This window comes from Stenotrophomonas sp. YJH_SMC_130 (genome assembly GCF_059369035.1).
Genome location: NZ_JCAFSH010000020.1, coordinates 30382 through 47949 on the forward strand (window position 1 = coordinate 30382; position 17568 = coordinate 47949).

A 17568-nucleotide genomic window follows, 5' to 3' on the forward strand; every position below is an offset into this window, starting at 1 on the left:
ACCATGTCCCGACTGCATACCCTGCCGCTGCTGTTGACCCTGTTGCTGCTGCCGGTCTTCCCGGTACTGGCGCAGAGCGCAGCGCCCGCGCCTGCTGCACGCCCTGCGCCGGGCGCCACGCTGCCTGCGTGGGAGCAGCTGAGCGAATCCCAGCGTGAGTCCCTGCTGGCGCCGCTGCGCGACCGCTGGAACAGCGCCGATGCCGGCCAGCGCCAGCGCATGCTCTCGCATGGCCAGCGCTGGCAATCGATGAGCCCGGAGGAACGCGACAAGGCCCGCCGCGGCCTGCGCCGCTTCGAGCACATGAGCCCGGAACAGCGTGAGCAGGCCCGGGCCCTGTTCGGTCAGATGCGGGATCTGCCGCCCGCGCAGCGCGACGCACTGCGCGAGCGCTGGTCACAAATGACGCCGGAGCAGCGCAAGGACTGGGTGCGGGAGAACCCGCCGCCGGCGAAGCCGCGGTAAAGGCAACGTTCAACCCTTTGTGGAGCCGAGCCCACGCTCTGCTGCTCCATCGCGCCTGCGCAAGCCGAGCATGGGCTCGGCTCTACAGGAGCCACATGAGGTTCACGCCTGCCAGCGTGTCTTCGCCAGCAGTTCGTCGTCCCAGTCGAACGCCAGCTGGCCCTCGCGCACGAACAGCGCGACGAAGTTCAGCAGATTGCGTGCATACATTTCGCTGGCCTGGGTCGCGCCGCGGCTGGCCAGGCCCAGCGGACCGTCGATGGTCACGCCCTGGTGTTCGATGCACTGCCCCGGCAGGGTCAGTGCACAGTTGCCGCCGCTTTCCGCTGCCAGATCAACAATGACGCTGCCGGTGGCCATGCCTTCCACCATCGCAGCGGTCACGATGGTCGGCGCCGGGCGGCCGGGTACCGCAGCCGTGCAGATCACCACGTCCACACTGCGCAGGTGGTCGGCCAGCCGACGCTGCTGCTCGGCGCGCTCGTCATCGGTCAGCGCCCGCGCATAGCCTCCCTCGCCCGCCGCGCTGACCCCGAGGTCGAGGAAGCGTGCACCCAGTGACTGGATCTGCTCGCGGGTTTCCGGGCGCACGTCGAAGCCTTCCACCTGTGCACCGAGGCGGCGCGCAGTGGCGATGGCCTGCAGGCCCGCCACGCCGGCACCGATCACCAGCACCTTGGCCGGCCGCACGGTGCCGGCCGCAGTGGTCAGCATCGGGAAGAAGCGCGGCGCGCGTTCGGCGGCGATCAGCGCCGCCTTGTAGCCGGCCATGCCGGCCTGCGAACTGAGTACATCCATCGCCTGCGCACGGGTGGTGCGCGGCAGCTGCTGCAGCGGGAACAGCTGCAGGCGACCATCGGCCGCCAGCGCGGCCAGCGCCGGATCGCTGGTCGGGGCCAGCAGGCCGACCACGCTGGCGCCGGGCTTGAGCTGTTCCAGCACCGCCGCAGGCGGGGCCTGCACGCACAGCAGGATATCGATCTCGGCCCAGCGGCCCGCGTCGAAGACGCGTGCACCGGCATCGTCATAGGCGGCGTCGGTGAAACCAGCGGCCAAACCCGCGCCCGCCTCATACCAGACGGCAATGCCCAAGGCCCCGAGCCTGCGCGCGGTCTCCGGCGTCAGTGCCACGCGCCGTTCGCCCGGCGCGGTCTCCTTCATACCCAGCAACGCCACGGCCATGCAGGTCCCCGCTGATCGGTGAGTTTCCCGATCCTAGCAGGCAGCCCCCGCTCAGTGCAGCGTGGCGCTGCCGGGGTCGAGGCGATCGATCACGCCCTGCATGGCGCTGTCGAAGGCGCCATCATCAACGTGGGCACGCAGGCGGCCCAGCCGCATCATCACCGCCAGCTCTTCCGGCGAGGCCACGCAGAAGCGCACGCCGCGACGGTTGACGAACAGCAGGCGCGAGGAAATCGGGCTGACCCAGGACAGCTTGCCCGCCTGCACCTTGCCATCCTTGTCGACGAAGTCCAGCCAGTTGCCGATTTCCATGCGGCGGAAGCGGTCGGCATCGGCGTTGTCGAAATCGTCGGCATCAATCTGTCCGCCAAGCTCAACCGCCGGCGATTCAGCCACTGGCGGCGCCGGCAAGGCAACCTGCGGCAGCTCCGGCAGCGCACGCTGCAGTTCCGGCCGCGATTCGGCGATGCCCTGCAGGGTGTCATGCAGGGCATCAATCGCGGCGGTGGCCGCATCGCCGTGCACGCCGACGCTGGCAAACACCTTGGCCAGCACCGGCTGCCAGGCCTGCAGCCACGGCTTGCCGACGATCTGGCGGCGGGCCTCGGCCACTTCCTCAAGCAGGCCATCGCCAAGGCTCAATGCCTCGGCCACCGACGCGCCTTCTTCTCCCTCGCGCAGCAGCGCCAGGGTCAGATGATGCTGCCACGGCTGGCGCAGGAACTCGGCAATGGCCGGCGGCAGCGTGGCGTCACCGATGCGGCGGTCCAGTTCCGCACCGGCCCGGCTGCGGGCCATTTCCAGCTTTTCCTGGCCGCGCTGCGTTTCTGCGGCACGGCGCTCGGCGATTTCCACGCGGCGACGATGCTGCACCAGGAACTCGCGGAATTCCTCTTCCAGGGTCAGGAAGATCGCCAGGTTCTCGTTGAACTCGGCCACCAGGCGCTCGATGATCTCTTCGACCTTGGCCATCAGCATGCGCTCGGCCTGGCTCTCGCCGGTGTTGCCCTCGCAGGCCTCGGCCAGCGAGTTGAGCAGCTTGCGCGCCGGGTGGGTCTTCTGCACGAACATGCGGCGGTCGAGCATGGCGACCTTGACGAAAGGCACCACCAGGCGGCCGATCAGTTCGCGCGAGCGGCCTTCCAGTTCACGCTCGTCCAGCATCACGTCGAACAGCATGCCGACCAGGTCGATGGCGTCCTCATCCTGCGGGTCCAGCCGGGTCTGGCCCGGATCGACGCCAAGCTGGGTGGCGCTGGACAGCACTTCGCTCTTCAGGCGCTGCGCCAGCGATTCGCCGTCCTCGCCGATGGCCGCGCGCAGGGTGGCGCTGGGCGTGGCCTGCAGCAGCGACAGCACCGACATCATTTCGCGCTGGCTGAGCGGGCGCTGCTGGCCAACCGCCACCTGTGCCGCAGACGTGGCGTCCTCACGCACGTGGCGGGTCTGCTGCAGCAGTTCGTGCAGCGCTTCCAGCAGCATGCCCTGCTGGCCAGCGTAGGCCTCGCCGGTGGCGCCGTCATCGCCGCCCAGGTGCTGCTGCATATGCCCGCGGCGCTCGGACCAGCGGGCGGCGAAGCGCTGCGCCCAGGCCGGTGCAGCCTGCTCGTCATCGCTGAACCCCGGATCGACGCCCGCGCCGTGGCGATGCTCGACCAGGTCATCCAGCATGCCGGCCATGCGCGGATCCGGTGCCGGCGGTTGTGGGCGCTGCGGAGCCCCCATCTGCGACATCACGCCGGCTGCGGCCAGCTGCTCGTCCAGCTTCTCGTAGATGCGACCGACCGGTGCACGCAGGTCGCGCTCGCACAGCTTGATCAGCACCAGATGCACTTCCGGGGCCAGTTCACAGCCGGCAAAGGCTTCGTGGATGGCCACGCCCAGGTGTTCGGGGCTGATCGGATTGTGGTCGGCGTCCAGTTCCGCGCCACCGATCAACCGGCCCAGGCGGCGATCCAGCCGCGCCAGCACCGGCTTGAAGTCACGCAGCAACACAGTGGCGAAATTGCGCACCGCCAACCGGGATTCCAGCACATGCTCGGCCAGCAGGCTGAGCCCATCCTCGGCCGGCCCGGACAGGGTCGCCTCGGCTGACAGCGGCTCACCAGCCTCCAATGCGGCCCAGGCCTGCTGCAGGTGGCCTGCGAAAGCAGCCGCGATGTCCTCACGGCGCCGGCGCAGTTCGCGCATCGCGTCCAGGAACAGCAACTGCGACGAGCCGGCATTGCCGGCGCGGTCGAACAGGGCATCGTCGAAACGCGCCAGTGCCGCCCCGAAGGCCTGGCACAGCGCGGGCAGGACCATGTCCCGGGCACGCTGGAGCTGGGCCGGGTCACGGCCCGGCGATCCCATCGGTGTGGGCACGCTCATCATTCGGGAAGGCTCCCCACCTTCTCTGGTACGACAGACAGCATGGACATCGCGGCTTCCGGCACACCCCATGTACCGGAACGTCGATGGTAGGCCGGCCAGCCCGTCACGGACAGTGAAACAGTCCTCACTTCAAACCTCATGACCGGCGGCCCGGCAAGACAGATATCGTAAGCCGTGCAAGGCCCACGAGGCGAGGGGAAGCGGCTGTCCGTTTCCCGCCAGTGGCATGATGTTCATCACAGTTTGGTATTCAAGGGCCGGACGCGACACAAACGGCGTCATTGACCACCCCGACTATAATCAAACGCCCGTGATGACCGGTTCAGCCTCCATGCCCGACCCTGCCGCCCTGCTCGCCCTGGATGCCCGCCGCTCGGTGCCCTCGCGGCAACTGGGCGAGCCCGGGCCGGACCCGGCCACCCTGCAGCGGATGCTGGCCTCGGCGGTGCGCGTGCCCGACCACGGCAAGCGTGTGCCGTTCCGCTTCCTGAAAATCGCAGGCGATGCACGTCACACTCTGGGCGAGTTCCTGGCTGAACGCAGCCGCCAGCGCGACCCACATGCGGGCGAGGCCGTGTTCGAGAAGGACCGCCAGCGTTTCAGCCACGCACCGCTGGTGATCGTGGTGGTGGCCAGCCCGCGGCCGGACCCGAAGGTGCCCGAACAGGAACAGCTGATGACCGCCGGCTGCGTCTGTTTCGCCCTGCTGCAGGCCGCGCAGGCGCTGGGTTTCGGCGCGCAGTGGCTGACCGCCTGGATGGCCTTCGATCCGGCCGTGCAGGCCCACCTGGGCCTGGTCGACGGCGAACGCATCGCCGGCTTCATCCACATCGGTACGCCCAAGGCCGACGTACCCGAACGCGAGCGCCCCGACCCGGCGGCCCTGCTGCGCGACTGGACGCCCCCAGCATGACCCCGCCGGCCGCCCCGCCGTCGCTGTACCTGGTTGATGCCAGCATCTACGTGTTCCGTGCCTGGCATTCACTGCCAGACCAGTTCCAGGACGCACAGGGCTGGCCCACCAATGCGGTGCACGGCTTCGCCCGCTTCCTGCTGGACCTGCTCGAGCGCGAGCGCCCGCGGCACATCGCCATCGCCTTCGACGAAGCGCTCGACAGCGGTTTCCGCCATCGGCTGTATCCGGCCTACAAGGCCAACCGCGAGCCGGCACCGGAGGCGCTCAAACGCCAGTTCGTGCACTGCAAGGCGCTGTGCGCGGCGCTGGGCCTTGCGGTCCTGGCCCACCACGACTACGAGGCCGACGACCTGATCGGCAGTGCCCTGCACGTCCACCGCAGCAGCCATCGCGGCGTGATCATCTCCGCCGACAAGGACCTGTCGCAGCTGCTGGTCGACCATGACGAGCAGTGGGACTACGCCCGCAACCAGCGCTGGGACGTGGCCGGGGTGAAGGCGCGGCACGGCGTGCACGCCCACCAGATCGCCGACTACCTGGCGCTGTGTGGCGATGCGGTGGACAACATTCCCGGTATCAGTGGCGTCGGCAGCAAATCGGCCGCCGTGCTGCTGGCCCATTTCGGCAGCATGGATGCGCTGTTCGAACGACTGGACGAAGTGCCGTTCCTGCGCCTGCGTGGCGCTGCACAGATGGCAGTGCGGCTGCGCGAGCAGCGCGAGCACGCCCAGCTCTGGCGCCAGCTGACCACCATCGCGCTGGACGCGCCGTTGGAGGGCAGCCAGCCCGGACTGCTGCGCCAATCGGCCGATCCAGAGCTGCTCGGTGGCCTGTGCCAGACCCTGCGCTTCGGCCCGATGACCCGCCGCCGGCTGTTCGACGCCGCCGGCGTGGCCGATCCTCTTCCCTCCCACAGCGAGCCCGCATGAGCCAGCGCAATACCGAAGCCCCGCGCGTCGTCTACGAAGGCAAGTACCAGCGCATGCTGGTGCGCGGTACCTGGGAATACAGCGAACGCACCCATGCCGGTGGCCTGGCCGCGATCATCATCGCCGTCACCCCGGAGGACAAGGTGCTGTTCGTCGAACAGTTCCGTGTACCGCTGCAGGCGCCCACCATCGAAATGCCGGCCGGCCTGGTCGGCGACATCCACGCCGGCGAATCGATCGAAGTCTCGGCGGTGCGTGAACTGGAAGAAGAAACAGGTTGGACCGCCGATCACGCCGAAGTGCTGATGATCGGCCCGACGTCTTCCGGCGCCAGCAGCGAGAAGATCGCCTTTGTGCGCGCCACCGGCCTGCGCCGCATCGGCGAAGGGGGCGGTGATGACAGCGAGGACATCACCGTGCACGAGATTCCACGCAATGAGGCTGCAGCGTGGCTGGTGCAGAAGATGGGCGAAGGCTACGAGCTGGACGCCAAGCTCTGGGCCGGGCTGTGGATGATCGAGCACCACCTGGACGGGCGCCCGCGTGGCTGACGCGGACCTGCACAGGCTGCCTGCGTTGCTCGGCGCCGACGACCCGGCGATCTACACGATCCACCGGGCGCAGGGCGTCTCGCCCTACCTCCTGCTGGCCGACCACGCCGGCCAGCAGGTGCCGCGTGCGCTGACCGGGCTCGGCCTGCCCCAGGCCGAGCTGGACCGCCATATCGGCTGGGACATCGGCATCGCCGGCACCACCCGTGCACTGGCCGAACGGCTCGATGCCTGGGCGATCGAACAGACGTACTCGCGGCTGCTGATCGACTGCAACCGCCCACTGGCCTCACCGACGCTGATTCCGGAGGTGAGCGACCACACCGTGGTGCCGGGCAATGCCGGGCTGTCGGCGGCGCAGCGCCAGCAGCGCATCGATGCGATCCACGCGCCGTACCATGCACGCATCGAGACCGAGCTTGATGCGCGCCGTGATGCCGGCCAGCCCACCCTGCTGGTGATGATGCACAGCTTCACCCCCGTGATGAACGGCACGCAGCGGCCCTGGCACGCCGGCGTGCTGTACCACCAGGACACGCGCTTCGCGCATGCCTTGCTGCAGGCACTGCGCGACGAAGGCGATCTGGTGGTGGGTGACAACGAACCGTATTCGGTCAGCAGCACCAGCGACTACGCGGTGCCGGTGCATGGCGAAGGTCGCGGGCTGGTGCACGTGGAACTGGAGATCCGCCAGGACCTCATTGCCGATATGGCAGGGCAGCAGGCGTGGGCCGAGCGGTTGGCGCGGATCTTCAGCGCGCTGCAACCGGAGTTGCTGGCGCGGGGTTGAACGCGCGTGCATCCATGCCGAACCGGTAGTGCCGGCCGCTGGCCGGCACATCCTTCCACGGCAACCCCTTCAATCATGCCTCGTTGGCCGGGCAGACGGTGGCGGCCGATTCGGCCGGTGCCGGGCGCAGGCCCAGCGCGATCACCACGCCGAACAATGAAAACAAGGCGGCACCGTATTCGGCGCGCACCAGCCCGGCCAGTGCACTCGGCGAACCGGCTGTACCGGCATCGGCATTGGCCACCATCACCAGCACCGCCAGGCCCAGCGCGCCACCGATCTGCTGCGCGGTCGCCGCCATGCCAGATGCAACACCCTGCTGTGCGGACGGCACGCCCTGCCCGGCCACGATCCACATCGAGGTCCAGGTCATGCCCTGGCCGATGCTCAGCACTACCACGCCCGGCAGCAGCGGCCAGAAGTTCGCGCCGTGCGGCAGCGTCGCGGCCACCCAGGCGATACCGATGGCGCCGGCCAGCTGCCCGACCACCAGCACCTTGCGCGCGCTCCAGCGCTGCAGCGTCCACTCGGCCAGCTGGATGCCGACCGTGCACACCGCGGTGGCGGGCAGGAAGGCCATGCCGGCCTGCAGCGGGCTCCAGCCGTAGCCGTCCTGGAAGTACAGCGCCATGAAGTAGTACTGCACCCCATAGCTGCTCATGAAGGCGAAGGTCAGGCCCAGTGCCGCGCGCAGTCCGGGCAGCCGCAGCAACGCGAACTGCATCAGCGGATCGCGGCTGCGCTGTTCGATCTGCACGAACGCCACCAGCAGCAGCACCGACAGCAGCAGGCAGCCCAGCGTGGCCGGCGCAGTCCAGCCCCACTCCGGCCCTTGCACGAGGGTAGTGACCAGCAGGCTGCCGCCGGCAGTGACGGTGATGCAGCCGGCCAGATCGAACGAGCGGCCCTGCGCACGCGGGCCATCGGCCGGCAACCACGCACCCGCAGCCACCGCGCAGGTGGTGGCCAGCGGCACGATCACCGCCAGCACCGCCGGCCAGCCGAACGCCTGGGTCAGCACGCCACCGAGCAGCGTGCCCAGCGCCAGGCCCACCGCGCTGGCCATGCTCCAGATCGCAAGTGCACGGTTGCGCACCGGACCTTCCGCATACAACGTGTTGATCAGCGCCAGCGTGGCCGGGAACAGCAATGCCGCGCCGATGCCCTGCGCCGCACGCGCGATGATCAGCAGGGTGGCGTTCGGCGCCAGCGCGCCGAGCAGCGATGCCAGTGCGAACAGCAGCATGCCCAGCCGGTAGAAACGACGGCGGCCGATCAGGTCGGCGGCACGCCCGCCCAGCAGCAGGCTGCCGCCAAAGGCCACGGTGTAGGCACTGACCACCCATTGCAGCTGCTGTGCGTTGATCTCCAGCGCGCGCCCCATGTCATGCAGGGCGACGAAGATGATGGTGGCGTCCAGGGCGATGATCAGCTGGGCGGTGGCCAGCAGGGCCAGCGCCCAGCGCGGGTACTTGAGGGGAGGCATCGACGGTCCGGTGCTGTGGGGGAGCGCAGTCTCATTGATGCAGAGCTATCAATAAACCCCTTTCCGGCCATATCTGTCATGATTTTCAGCATGAATGGAACCTCGATGGACCTCAATGCCGTCCGCATGCTGGTGCAGGTGGCCGAAGCACGCAGTTTCACCGTCGCCGCCGGGCAGCTGGGCCTGAGCCAGTCAGGCCTGTCGCGCGCGATCAGTCGGCTGGAGGCCACGCTGGGGGTGAAGCTGCTGCAGCGAAACACCCGCAACGTGGCACTGACCCCGGATGGTCGCCAGTTCGTCGATCAGGTCGCGCCCCTGCTGTGCGGTCTCGAGGATGCCGAACGCCAGTTGGCCGACCGTCCGTGCACGCCCTCGGGCACCCTGAAGATCAGTGCGCCCTCGATGTTCGGGCGCAAGGTGCTGGTACCGCTGCTGGGGCCGATGCTGCAGCAGCACCCGCAACTGCAGGTGGAAGCCGTGCTCAACGACCGTCTGGTCGATCTGGTCGAGGAAGGTTTCGATGCCGCGCTGCGCACCGGCGTCATCGCCGACCAGCGCATCGTCGCGCGGGCACTGCGGCCGCTGCGCTGGGTGACGGTGGCCAGCCCGGACTACCTCGACCGCTGTGGCGCGCCCGACGATGTGGCCGCCTTGCGGGATCATGCCTGCCTGGCGGTGCGCAACCTGCGCAGTGGCCGGCTGGTGGACTGGCAGTTCCTGCAGGACGGCCAGCTTCACGACTTCACGCCACCGACGCGGATGGTGTTCGACAGCGGCGATCCGCTGGTGGAAGCGGCGATCGCCGGCATCGGCATCGTGCAGGTGATGGATTTCGCGGTGGCCGACGCCTTGGCCGACGGCCGCCTGCTGCGCGTGCTGCAGCCGTTTGAAGGCCGCAGCCGCGCGCTGTCACTGATCTACCCACCGTCGCGCCAGCATTCGCCGAAGCTGCAGGTACTGGCCGACGCATTGCTGGCTGGGGACTGGTAGCGCCCGCCGCTGGCCGGCGCCTGCGCAAATCCAGACGTTTCACGTGTGGACTGCGGTAGATCCACGCCATGCGTGGAGGGGGTTGGCAGCGTCGGGCCATGCCCGGCGCCAACGGTGCGGCGTTGCCGGCCAGCGGCCGGCACTACCGATCAGGCGAAGCTATCGGTGGCGCGCACCAGCGCATCCACGTTCTCGGCCTCGAACGCCGAGTGGCCCGAGGCCGGGGTGATTTCCAGCTTCGCCTTCGGCCACACCTGGGTCAGGTCCCAGGCGTTGGCCAGCGGGCAGACCACGTCGTAGCGGCCGTGCACGATCACGCCCGGGATGTCGGCGATGCGGTGCGCGTCGCGCAGCAGCTGGTCTTCCACCTCGAAGAAACCGCCGTTGACGAAGTAGTGGTTCTCGATGCGGGCAAACGCCAGCGCGAAATGCGGGTCTTCGTGGCTGTTGATGAAGTCATCGTCCACGTGCAGGAAGCTGGTCGCCCCTTCCCATACCGCCCACGCCTTGGCCGCTTCAAGGCGGGTGGTTTCGTCGTCGCTGGTCAGGCGGCGGTGGAAGGCCGAGATCAGGTCATGACGCTCCACCAGCGGAATCGGCTTGAGGTAGTGCTCCCACGCATCCGGGAACAGGCGGTTGGCGCCTTCCTGGTAGAACCACTCCAGCTCCCAGCGACGCAGCATGAAGATGCCGCGCAGGACCAGTTCGGTCACGCGCTGCGGGTGGGTTTCGGCATAGGCCAGGGCCAGGGTCGAGCCCCAGCTGCCACCGAACACCTGCCAGCGATCGACCTTCAGGTGCTCGCGCAGCTTCTCGATATCGGCGACGAGGTCCCAGGTGGTGTTGTCCACCAGATCCGCGTGCGGGGTGGAACGGCCAGCACCGCGCTGGTCGAACAGGATGATGCGGTACTTGGATGGGTCGTGGAACTGGCGCATCTTGTCGCTGCAGCCGCCACCCGGGCCACCGTGCAGCATCACCACCGGCTTGCCTTCCGGGTTGCCGCACTGTTCGAAGTACAGCGTGTGGCGGTCGTCGACCTTCAGGGTGCCGACGTCGTAGGGGGTGATGGCGGGGTACAGCGTACGCATGCTTGCAGCTCCAGGGTGATGCCCTGCCGGGGCAGGAGAACCTCCATTCTAGGCCGGACGCCGGCCCAGGGTGATGCGGTCGCGCTGCTCCAGGTCCTGCACGGTCTGCACCTCGGCAAATCCCGTCGCCTCGAACAGTGCCCGGATCGCGGCGCCCTGGTCCCAACCGTGCTCGATCAGCAACCAACCGCCGGGCCGCAGGTGGGCCTGGCCACCCTCGACGATGCGGCGGATGTCATCCAGGCCGTCCATGCCCGAGGCCAGCGCGGTAGACGGTTCGAAGCGCAGGTCGCCCTGTTCCAGATGCGGGTCATCGCTGGCGATGTAGGGTGGATTGCTGGCAATCAGGTCGAAGCGTGCCCCCCGTAGCGGCGCATACCAGTCGTGCCCGCCCTCGGCGAAACGCACGTTGCGCAGTTCATGGCGGGCGGCATTGCGCGCGGCCACGGCCAACGCGCCCGGGCTGGCATCGGTGGCCAGCACCTGTGCCCGGGGCCGTTCGCTGGCCAGTGCCAGTGCGATCGCACCGCTGCCGGTACCGAGGTCGGCCAGCTGCAACGCCTGGTCCGGCGGCAGTCGCTCCAGCGCCAACTCGACCAGCAGCTCGGTTTCCGGGCGCGGGATCAGCGTGGCCGGGTCGACCTCCAGGTCCAGCGTCCAGAAACCGCGGCGCCCGGTCAGGTAGGCAACCGGCTCACCGGCCACACGGCGGGCCAGCAAGGCTTCGAAGGCGGCCTGGTCATTGGCGGCCAGCGGATCGGTGGCATGGGCGAACAGCCAGCTGCGCGGGCGGTCCAGTACATGCAGCAGCAGAAGTTCGGCTTCGTGGCGGGCGTCGACACCGCCCAAGCGGGCACTGGCGTCGGCTACGACCTGACGCAGAGTGGGTTCGGGTTGGAAAGACATGTCTCAATTGTAGAGCCGAGCCGATGCTCGGCTGCTGCTGGAACAGCCGAGCATCGGCTCGGCTCTACAGATCCACCGTCGAGCATGGCTCGACGCTACAAAAAAGCTGGAATCCGTTCAGGTTTCGCCAGAGGGTATAAGGAGGGGCTATCAGCCCTCTTCACACATCCCGGGCGATTTTCCTTGCCACACAAGCAGTTGCAGGATGGGAGCGGCATGGTTCAGTGCTGGCTCATGGCCTTTTGATAGACTCCATCTATCAAATAGATGCAATCAATGGATTGTTCTTATCGCCAGCGAGTCGGTAACCTAGCTCCTGTCGATTCACCCACTCCCCTTCACCAGAGGAAAAATGATGTCCCTCATCAACACCCAGATCCAGCCGTTCGAAGCCAACGCTTACCACAATGGCGAGTTCATCAAGGTTTCCGACAACAGCCTGAAGGGCCAGTGGTCCGTCCTGATCTTCATGCCGGCCGCCTTCACCTTCAACTGCCCGACCGAGATCGAAGACGCGGCCGACCACTACGCCGAGTTCAAGAAGGCCGGCGCCGAGGTCTACATCGTCACCACCGACACCCACTTCTCGCACAAGGTGTGGCACGAAACCTCGCCGGCCGTCGGCAAGGCCCAGTTCCCGCTGGTCGGCGACCCGACCCACCAGCTGACCAACGCCTTCGGCGTGCACATTCCGGAAGAAGGCCTGGCCCTGCGCGGCACCTTCATCATCAACCCGGAAGGCGTGATCAAGACCCTGGAGATCCACTCCAACGAGATCGCCCGTGACGTGTCCGAGACCCTGCGCAAGCTGAAGGCTGCCCAGTTCACCGCCGCCAACCCGAACCAGGTCTGCCCGGCCAAGTGGAAGGAAGGCGAGAAGACCCTGACCCCGTCGCTGGACCTGGTCGGCAAGATCTAAAGCATTACCGGCCTGCCGTGGCCCCACGCCACGACGCGCCTTCATCCCCGTGCCGGTGCCCCCGCCGGCGTGGGGGTGAACCCAAGACAGCCAACGCGCGCCAGCTTTGGCCAGCCAGCCCCTTCCACGGTCGCTGTCTTGGGTTCACCCCTACCCCCTGCTGGTCCGCTACCTTCTACAGCGGTGCCACGCCCCCTGTTTGCCTGAAGCCAGGAGATGACCCGATGTTGGACGCCAACCTGCAGTCGCAGCTGAAGACCTATCTGGAGCGCGTGACCCGCCCGATCCAGATCACCGCGCACGCCGACGATGGCGCCAAGTCGCAGGAAATGCTGGACCTGCTGCAGACCCTGGAGAGCCTGTCGGACAAGATCTCGCTGCAGGTCCTGCGCGATGGCCAGGGCCGCGTGCCGTCCTTCGACCTGGGCACGCCGGGCCAGGACATCCACCTGACCTTCGCCGGCCTGCCGATGGGCCACGAGTTCACCTCGCTGGTGCTCGCCCTGCTGCAGGTCGGCGGCCACCCGTCCAAGGCCACCGCCGAGCTGATCGAGCAGGTGCAGAACCTGGAAGGCGAGTACAGGTTCGAAACCTACTTCTCGCTGTCCTGCCAGAACTGCCCGGACGTGGTGCAGGCGCTGAACCTGGCCGCGGTGCTCAACCCGCGCATCCAGCACGTGGCCATCGATGGCGCCCTGTTCCAGGACGAAGTCGAGAAGCGCGAGATCATGTCGGTGCCGACCGTGTACCTCAACGGTGAAGTGTTCGACCAGGGCCGCATGACCCTGGAGCAGATCGTGGCCAAGCTGGACACCAACGCCAGCAAGCGCGATGCCGAGAAGATCGCCGCCAAGGAAGCCTTCGACGTGCTGGTGGTGGGCGGTGGCCCGGCCGGTGCTGCAGCGGCGATCTACGCCGCGCGCAAGGGCATCCGTACCGGCATCGCCGCCGAGCGTTTCGGTGGCCAGGTGCTGGACACCATGGCGATCGAGAACTTCATCTCGGTGAAGGAGACCGAAGGCCCGAAGCTGGCCACGGCGCTGGAGCAGCATGTGCGCGAGTACGAGGTGGACATCATGAACCTGCAGCGCGCCAGTGCGCTGGTGCCGGCCGGCGAAGACGGCCTGGTGCAGGTGCAGCTGGAGAACGGCGCGGTGCTGAAGTCGCGTTCGGTGATCCTATCCACCGGCGCGCGCTGGCGGCAGATGAACGTGCCGGGCGAAGACCAGTACCGCAACAAGGGCGTGGCCTACTGCCCGCACTGCGATGGTCCACTGTTCAAGGGCAAGCGCGTGGCGGTGATCGGCGGCGGCAACTCCGGTGTGGAAGCGGCCATCGACCTTGCCGGCATCGTGTCGCATGTAACCCTGCTGGAGTTCGATTCCAGCCTGCGTGCCGACGAAGTGCTGCAGAAGAAGCTGCGCAGCCTGGGCAACGTCACCGTGCTGACCAGCGCACAGACCACCGAAGTGCTCGGCGACGGCAGCAAGGTCACCGGCCTGGTCTACAAGGACCGCATCGGCGGCGATGCCCACCGCGTCGAGCTGGAAGGCATCTTCGTGCAGATCGGCCTGCTGCCCAACACCGAGTGGCTGAAGGATGTGGTGGCGCTGTCGCCGCGTGGCGAGATCGTCATCGATGACCGCGGCCAGACCAACCTGCCGGGTGTGTTTGCTGCTGGCGATTGCACGACGGTGCCCTACAAGCAGATCATCGTCGCCATGGGCGCCGGTTCCACCGCCGCACTGAGCGCGTTCGACCACCTGATCCGCTCGTCGGTGAGCAACAGCAGCGGTGCCGTTGCTGAAGCGGCCTGATCCACCGTTCCCAGATCACCGGGAACATTGTCTGCCTGTCGGGTAACCACGCCGTCAGCCGGTCCGTTACCCCTGGGGTGTAAGGATGAACCTACGTGATCTGAAGTACCTGGTAGCCCTGGCCGACCACAAGCATTTCGGCCGGGCTGCCGCGTCCTGCTTTGTCAGCCAGCCGACGTTGTCCACGCAGATCCGCAAGCTGGAGGAAGAGCTCGGCCTGCCGCTGGTGGAACGCGCACCGCGCAAGGTGATGCTGACCCCGGCGGGCCAGGAAGCAGCAGCACGAGCGCGGGTGATCGTGTCCGAAGTGGAACAGCTGAAGGAAGCGGCGCGACGCAGCCGCGATCCGGAAGCCGGCACGGTGCGCCTGGGAATCTTCCCGACCCTCGGCCCGTACCTGCTGCCGCATGTGATCCCGCGCATCCGCGAGCGCTTCCCGGAGTTGGAACTGCTGCTGGTCGAGGAAAAGAGCGATGTGCTGCTGGACCGCCTGCGCGAAGGCAAGCTCGACGCTGCATTGCTGGCGCTGCCGGTGATCGACGACCAGCTGCATGCCGAGTTCCTGTTCGAGGAACCGTTCCTGCTGGCCGTCTCCGGTCGCCACCCGCTGGCTCGTCGCGAACATCTGGACGTGCAGGAACTGGCGACGCAGAAGCTGCTGCTGCTGGAAGACGGGCATTGCCTGCGCGACCAGGCGCTGGAAGTCTGCCGCCTGTTCGGCGCCAACGAGAAGTCCGAATTCCGCGCCACCAGCCTGGAAACGCTGCGGCAGATGGTCGCCGCCGACGTCGGCATCACCCTGCTGCCGAGCCTGTCGGTGCAGCCGCCGGTGCCGCGCTCGAACAACATCCGCCTGCTCGACTTCACCGGCGAGGGCCGTCCCAGCCGCCGCATCGCCATGATCTGGCGCCGCAGCTCGGCCATGAACGACTTCCTGATGGACCTGGCCGACCAGTTCAAGCGTCTGCCGCAGGCGCTGTTCACGCTGGAGGCGCTCGATGCCGGCAGCGATGCACCGGCCCTGCCCGGCCCCGCGCTGAACGGCTGAGCCCCCGCCGTACCGGCCTGGAATCGGCAGGAGTCGATTCCGGCCGCATTTGTCCCCACAATACAGACAGGCGGCGCCAGCAGGTGCCGCCTTTTGCATGGCTTTCAACCAAGGAGCGTCACCATGAACACCGCCAGCGGCCTGCCGCCGTCGATCACCGTTTCTACCTTCGACATGGACCGCCTGGACGCCATGCTCGAATCTCCCGCGCTGAGCCAGACGCCTGCCGCGCTCGCGCTTGCTGAAGAACTCAACCGGGCCACCGTGCTGGCACCGGACCAGATTCCCGAAGGCATCGTCATGATGCATTCGCGCGTGGAGTGCGAAGATGAAGTGTCGGGCGAAAAGCACGTCCTGACCCTGGTCTTCCCCCGCGAAGCCAACGTCGATGAAGGCAGGGTTTCCGTGCTGGCCCCGGTCGGCAGTGCCCTGCTCGGCCTTTCGATCGGCCAGAGCATCGACTGGACCGCGCCCGGCGGCCGCAAGCTGCGCCTGCGCGTGACCGCGGTCCACAACGACCGCCCCTGATTACCGCTGCGCACCGCGCGCGATTCGATCCCCCTGTCCCAGGAGCCGTAATGAGTACCCCGTCCAAACTGTCCCAGCTGCGCGAACTGTCCGTGGTTGTTGCCGATACCGGTGACTACGAGGCGATCAAGCGCCTGCAGCCGGTAGACTGCACCACCAACCCGACCCTGGTGAAGAAGGCGCTGGACCTGCCGGTCTACGGCGAGCTGATCGAACGCGAACTGGCCTGGGGCCGCCAGCAGACGGGCGACCGCGAAGCCGTGGTGCACGCCGTGGCCGACCGCCTGACCATCGGCGTCGGCGCGCTGCTGAGCACGCTGGTGCCGGGCCGGGTGTCCACCGAGGTGGATGCCGACCTGGCTCACGACACCGCTGCCACCGTGGCCAAGGCCCGCCAGTTCATCCAGATGTACGCCGATGCCGGCGTGCCGCGCGAGAAGATCCTGATCAAGATCGCCGCGACCTGGGAAGGCGTGGAAGCCGCGCGCATCCTGCAGGCCGAGGGTATCGACTGCAACCTGACGCTGATCTTCAACCCGACCCAGGCGCTGGCCTGCAGCGAAGCCGGGGCGTTCCTGATCTCGCCGTTCGTCGGCCGGATCCTGGACTGGTACGTGGCCAACGGCCAGGCCCCGGCCACCATCGATGAAGACCCGGGCGTGAAGTTCGTGCGCGGCGTGTATGCCGAATTCAAGCGTCGCGGTTCGCCGACGGTGGTGATGGGCGCCTCGTTCCGTTCGACCGCGCAGATCGAAGCACTGGCCGGCTGCGACCGCCTGACGATTTCGCCGGACCTGCTGGAGAAGCTGGACGCCGACCACGGCGAGCTGCCGCGCAAGCTGGTGGCCGGTGCCGCCGATGGCGCGGCGGTGACGCCGATCGATGCGGCCAAGTTCGCGGCGGACCTGGCGGCCGATCCGATGGCCACCGAGAAGCTGGCAACCGGTATCGAGGCGTTTGCCAAGGATCTGGAAGCGCTGCGCGAGCGGATCCGCGCGGCACTGTGAGGATTCCGGCCAACGGCTGAGCCCCTCGTGGCGGGGGGCTCAGAGCAAAAGCCGTGCTGGGTCGGGCGGGTTGGGTTCGCGGGAGACGCCGTGAATCCATCCCTGGAGGCTTGGCCGCCGCATCCATGCGGCGGACACTCCCGCGAACCCAACCCGCCCGCCCTCTGACAGTTTCCTGCGGCCGCCCGCCACGGAAGAAAGAAAGAAGAGCAACAGCGGGTCGCGCGCTTCGCTTGCTTGGAGCGGAGCATGGCTCCGCTCTACAGAAAGCACTGCAGGATCAAACAAAAAGGACGCGGCAAACGCCGCGTCCTTTTTGTTTTTCTTCAGTTCGTCAGTAACCCACGCTCTCGCCCACCGTCACCGGGAAATGATCGGAGGCGGGACGGGTACAGATGGCGGGACCGTCCACGGCATGGATGCCGTGGCCGAGCCCCCAGGGTGAAGTGACCCCCGAGACTTGGACGGGGTCAGGCGGCCGATTGAGCCTGCTCCCGGTACTTTACCGGGCTCAGGCCTTTCAGTTTCAGTTTGATGCGCTCTTCGTTGTAGTACTGGATGTATTCCACC

At 67.6% G+C, this 17568-nt stretch carries 17 protein-coding genes; 11 read left to right on the plus strand and 6 right to left on the minus strand.

Annotation, left to right across the window (positions count from 1 at the left end):
* Nucleotides 1-3 precede the first annotated feature (3 nt).
* The gene (locus AC5P5V_RS16250) at nucleotides 4-465 is read left to right on the plus strand and encodes a DUF3106 domain-containing protein (RefSeq protein WP_061480123.1); all 462 of its coding nucleotides are present in this window, start codon (nucleotides 4-6) and stop codon (nucleotides 463-465) included.
* A 102-nt stretch (nucleotides 466-567) separates the two neighbouring features.
* On the opposite strand, the gene AC5P5V_RS16255 is transcribed toward AC5P5V_RS16250, so the two are convergent.
* Both AC5P5V_RS16255 and pacR read right to left on the minus strand, forming a co-directional pair.
* Nucleotides 568-1647, minus strand: a complete 1080-nt coding sequence (locus AC5P5V_RS16255; RefSeq protein ID WP_231352559.1) for an NAD(P) transhydrogenase subunit alpha — start codon at nucleotides 1645-1647, stop codon at nucleotides 568-570.
* A 51-nt stretch (nucleotides 1648-1698) separates the two neighbouring features.
* Nucleotides 1699-4020, minus strand: coding sequence for a PacR family protein (gene pacR, locus AC5P5V_RS16260; protein ID WP_032953949.1), 2322 nt, complete (start codon nucleotides 4018-4020; stop codon nucleotides 1699-1701).
* A 331-nt stretch (nucleotides 4021-4351) separates the two neighbouring features.
* Here pacR and AC5P5V_RS16265 point away from each other — a divergent pair, with 331 nt between their 5' ends.
* Genes AC5P5V_RS16265 through AC5P5V_RS16280 form a run of 4 tightly spaced genes read left to right on the plus strand, consistent with a single transcriptional unit; the run spans nucleotide 4352 to nucleotide 7206 of the window.
* On the plus strand, nucleotides 4352-4933 hold the full coding sequence (locus AC5P5V_RS16265; RefSeq protein WP_061480136.1) for a nitroreductase family protein: 582 nt from the start codon (nucleotides 4352-4354) through the stop codon (nucleotides 4931-4933).
* The gene (locus tag AC5P5V_RS16270; RefSeq protein ID WP_134969297.1) at nucleotides 4930-5865 is read left to right on the plus strand and encodes a 5'-3' exonuclease; all 936 of its coding nucleotides are present in this window, start codon (nucleotides 4930-4932) and stop codon (nucleotides 5863-5865) included. Before AC5P5V_RS16265 ends, AC5P5V_RS16270 begins: the two co-directional genes overlap by 4 nt.
* Nucleotides 5862-6416 (plus strand): NUDIX hydrolase, encoded by a 555-nt coding sequence (locus AC5P5V_RS16275; protein WP_061480126.1) that lies wholly within the window; start codon nucleotides 5862-5864, stop codon nucleotides 6414-6416. The genes AC5P5V_RS16270 and AC5P5V_RS16275 overlap by 4 nt, the downstream gene beginning before the upstream one ends.
* Nucleotides 6409-7206, plus strand: a complete 798-nt coding sequence (locus AC5P5V_RS16280; protein WP_134969298.1) for an N-formylglutamate amidohydrolase — start codon at nucleotides 6409-6411, stop codon at nucleotides 7204-7206. The genes AC5P5V_RS16275 and AC5P5V_RS16280 overlap by 8 nt, the downstream gene beginning before the upstream one ends.
* 73 nt (nucleotides 7207-7279) lie before the next feature.
* On the opposite strand, the gene AC5P5V_RS16285 is transcribed toward AC5P5V_RS16280, so the two are convergent.
* Nucleotides 7280-8692 (minus strand): MFS transporter, encoded by a 1413-nt coding sequence (locus tag AC5P5V_RS16285; protein ID WP_231352557.1) that lies wholly within the window; start codon nucleotides 8690-8692, stop codon nucleotides 7280-7282.
* A 105-nt stretch (nucleotides 8693-8797) separates the two neighbouring features.
* Here AC5P5V_RS16285 and AC5P5V_RS16290 point away from each other — a divergent pair, with 105 nt between their 5' ends.
* Nucleotides 8798-9682, plus strand: coding sequence for a LysR family transcriptional regulator (locus AC5P5V_RS16290; RefSeq protein ID WP_134969135.1), 885 nt, complete (start codon nucleotides 8798-8800; stop codon nucleotides 9680-9682).
* A 149-nt stretch (nucleotides 9683-9831) separates the two neighbouring features.
* On the opposite strand, the gene pip is transcribed toward AC5P5V_RS16290, so the two are convergent.
* Together pip and prmC are read right to left on the minus strand one after the other, a co-directional pair.
* A complete protein-coding gene (gene pip, locus AC5P5V_RS16295) occupies nucleotides 9832-10773 on the minus strand; it encodes a prolyl aminopeptidase (protein ID WP_134969133.1) in 942 nt (313 codons plus the stop codon).
* A gap of 48 nt (nucleotides 10774-10821) precedes the next feature.
* A complete protein-coding gene (gene prmC / locus AC5P5V_RS16300) occupies nucleotides 10822-11679 on the minus strand; it encodes a peptide chain release factor N(5)-glutamine methyltransferase (protein WP_061480130.1) in 858 nt (285 codons plus the stop codon).
* 355 nt (nucleotides 11680-12034) lie between these two features.
* Between prmC and ahpC the strand changes: the two genes are divergently transcribed.
* The 5 genes from ahpC (at nucleotide 12035) to AC5P5V_RS16325 (ending at nucleotide 16998) form a co-directional block, all read left to right on the plus strand.
* The gene (gene ahpC, locus AC5P5V_RS16305) at nucleotides 12035-12598 is read left to right on the plus strand and encodes an alkyl hydroperoxide reductase subunit C (RefSeq protein WP_049436466.1); all 564 of its coding nucleotides are present in this window, start codon (nucleotides 12035-12037) and stop codon (nucleotides 12596-12598) included.
* Nucleotides 12599-12822: 224 nt separating this feature from the next.
* Nucleotides 12823-14415, plus strand: a complete 1593-nt coding sequence (gene ahpF / locus AC5P5V_RS16310; RefSeq protein WP_134969132.1) for an alkyl hydroperoxide reductase subunit F — start codon at nucleotides 12823-12825, stop codon at nucleotides 14413-14415.
* A gap of 85 nt (nucleotides 14416-14500) precedes the next feature.
* Nucleotides 14501-15463, plus strand: coding sequence for a LysR substrate-binding domain-containing protein (locus AC5P5V_RS16315; protein WP_049414506.1), 963 nt, complete (start codon nucleotides 14501-14503; stop codon nucleotides 15461-15463).
* Nucleotides 15464-15586: 123 nt separating this feature from the next.
* A complete protein-coding gene (gene rnk, locus AC5P5V_RS16320) occupies nucleotides 15587-15991 on the plus strand; it encodes a nucleoside diphosphate kinase regulator (protein ID WP_134969131.1) in 405 nt (134 codons plus the stop codon).
* 50 nt (nucleotides 15992-16041) lie between these two features.
* A complete protein-coding gene (locus AC5P5V_RS16325) occupies nucleotides 16042-16998 on the plus strand; it encodes a transaldolase (protein WP_134969130.1) in 957 nt (318 codons plus the stop codon).
* Nucleotides 16999-17468: 470 nt separating this feature from the next.
* On the opposite strand, the gene AC5P5V_RS16330 is transcribed toward AC5P5V_RS16325, so the two are convergent.
* Nucleotides 17469-17568: IS3 family transposase (locus AC5P5V_RS16330; RefSeq protein ID WP_197616391.1), on the minus strand; the 100-nt coding region annotated here is incomplete at its 5' end.

Excerpts from the sequence above, each read along its gene's own strand:
- AC5P5V_RS16265 (WP_061480136.1), top strand. The coding sequence starts at position 4,352 with ATGCCCGACCCTGCCGCCCTGCTCGCCCTGGATGCCCGCCGCTCGGTG.
- pacR (WP_032953949.1), bottom strand. The coding sequence starts at position 4,020 with ATGATGAGCGTGCCCACACCGATGGGATCGCCGGGCCGTGACCCGGCC.
- AC5P5V_RS16255 (WP_231352559.1), bottom strand. The coding sequence starts at position 1,647 with ATGGCCGTGGCGTTGCTGGGTATGAAGGAGACCGCGCCGGGCGAACGG.
- ahpC (WP_049436466.1), top strand. The coding sequence starts at position 12,035 with ATGTCCCTCATCAACACCCAGATCCAGCCGTTCGAAGCCAACGCTTAC.
- AC5P5V_RS16275 (WP_061480126.1), top strand. The coding sequence starts at position 5,862 with ATGAGCCAGCGCAATACCGAAGCCCCGCGCGTCGTCTACGAAGGCAAG.
- pip (WP_134969133.1), bottom strand. The coding sequence starts at position 10,773 with ATGCGTACGCTGTACCCCGCCATCACCCCCTACGACGTCGGCACCCTG.
- AC5P5V_RS16290 (WP_134969135.1), top strand. The coding sequence starts at position 8,798 with ATGGACCTCAATGCCGTCCGCATGCTGGTGCAGGTGGCCGAAGCACGC.
- ahpF (WP_134969132.1), top strand. The coding sequence starts at position 12,823 with ATGTTGGACGCCAACCTGCAGTCGCAGCTGAAGACCTATCTGGAGCGC.
- rnk (WP_134969131.1), top strand. The coding sequence starts at position 15,587 with ATGAACACCGCCAGCGGCCTGCCGCCGTCGATCACCGTTTCTACCTTC.
- AC5P5V_RS16285 (WP_231352557.1), bottom strand. The coding sequence starts at position 8,692 with ATGCCTCCCCTCAAGTACCCGCGCTGGGCGCTGGCCCTGCTGGCCACC.
- prmC (WP_061480130.1), bottom strand. The coding sequence starts at position 11,679 with ATGTCTTTCCAACCCGAACCCACTCTGCGTCAGGTCGTAGCCGACGCC.
- AC5P5V_RS16315 (WP_049414506.1), top strand. The coding sequence starts at position 14,501 with ATGAACCTACGTGATCTGAAGTACCTGGTAGCCCTGGCCGACCACAAG.
- AC5P5V_RS16270 (WP_134969297.1), top strand. The coding sequence starts at position 4,930 with ATGACCCCGCCGGCCGCCCCGCCGTCGCTGTACCTGGTTGATGCCAGC.
- AC5P5V_RS16325 (WP_134969130.1), top strand. The coding sequence starts at position 16,042 with ATGAGTACCCCGTCCAAACTGTCCCAGCTGCGCGAACTGTCCGTGGTT.
- AC5P5V_RS16250 (WP_061480123.1), top strand. The coding sequence starts at position 4 with ATGTCCCGACTGCATACCCTGCCGCTGCTGTTGACCCTGTTGCTGCTG.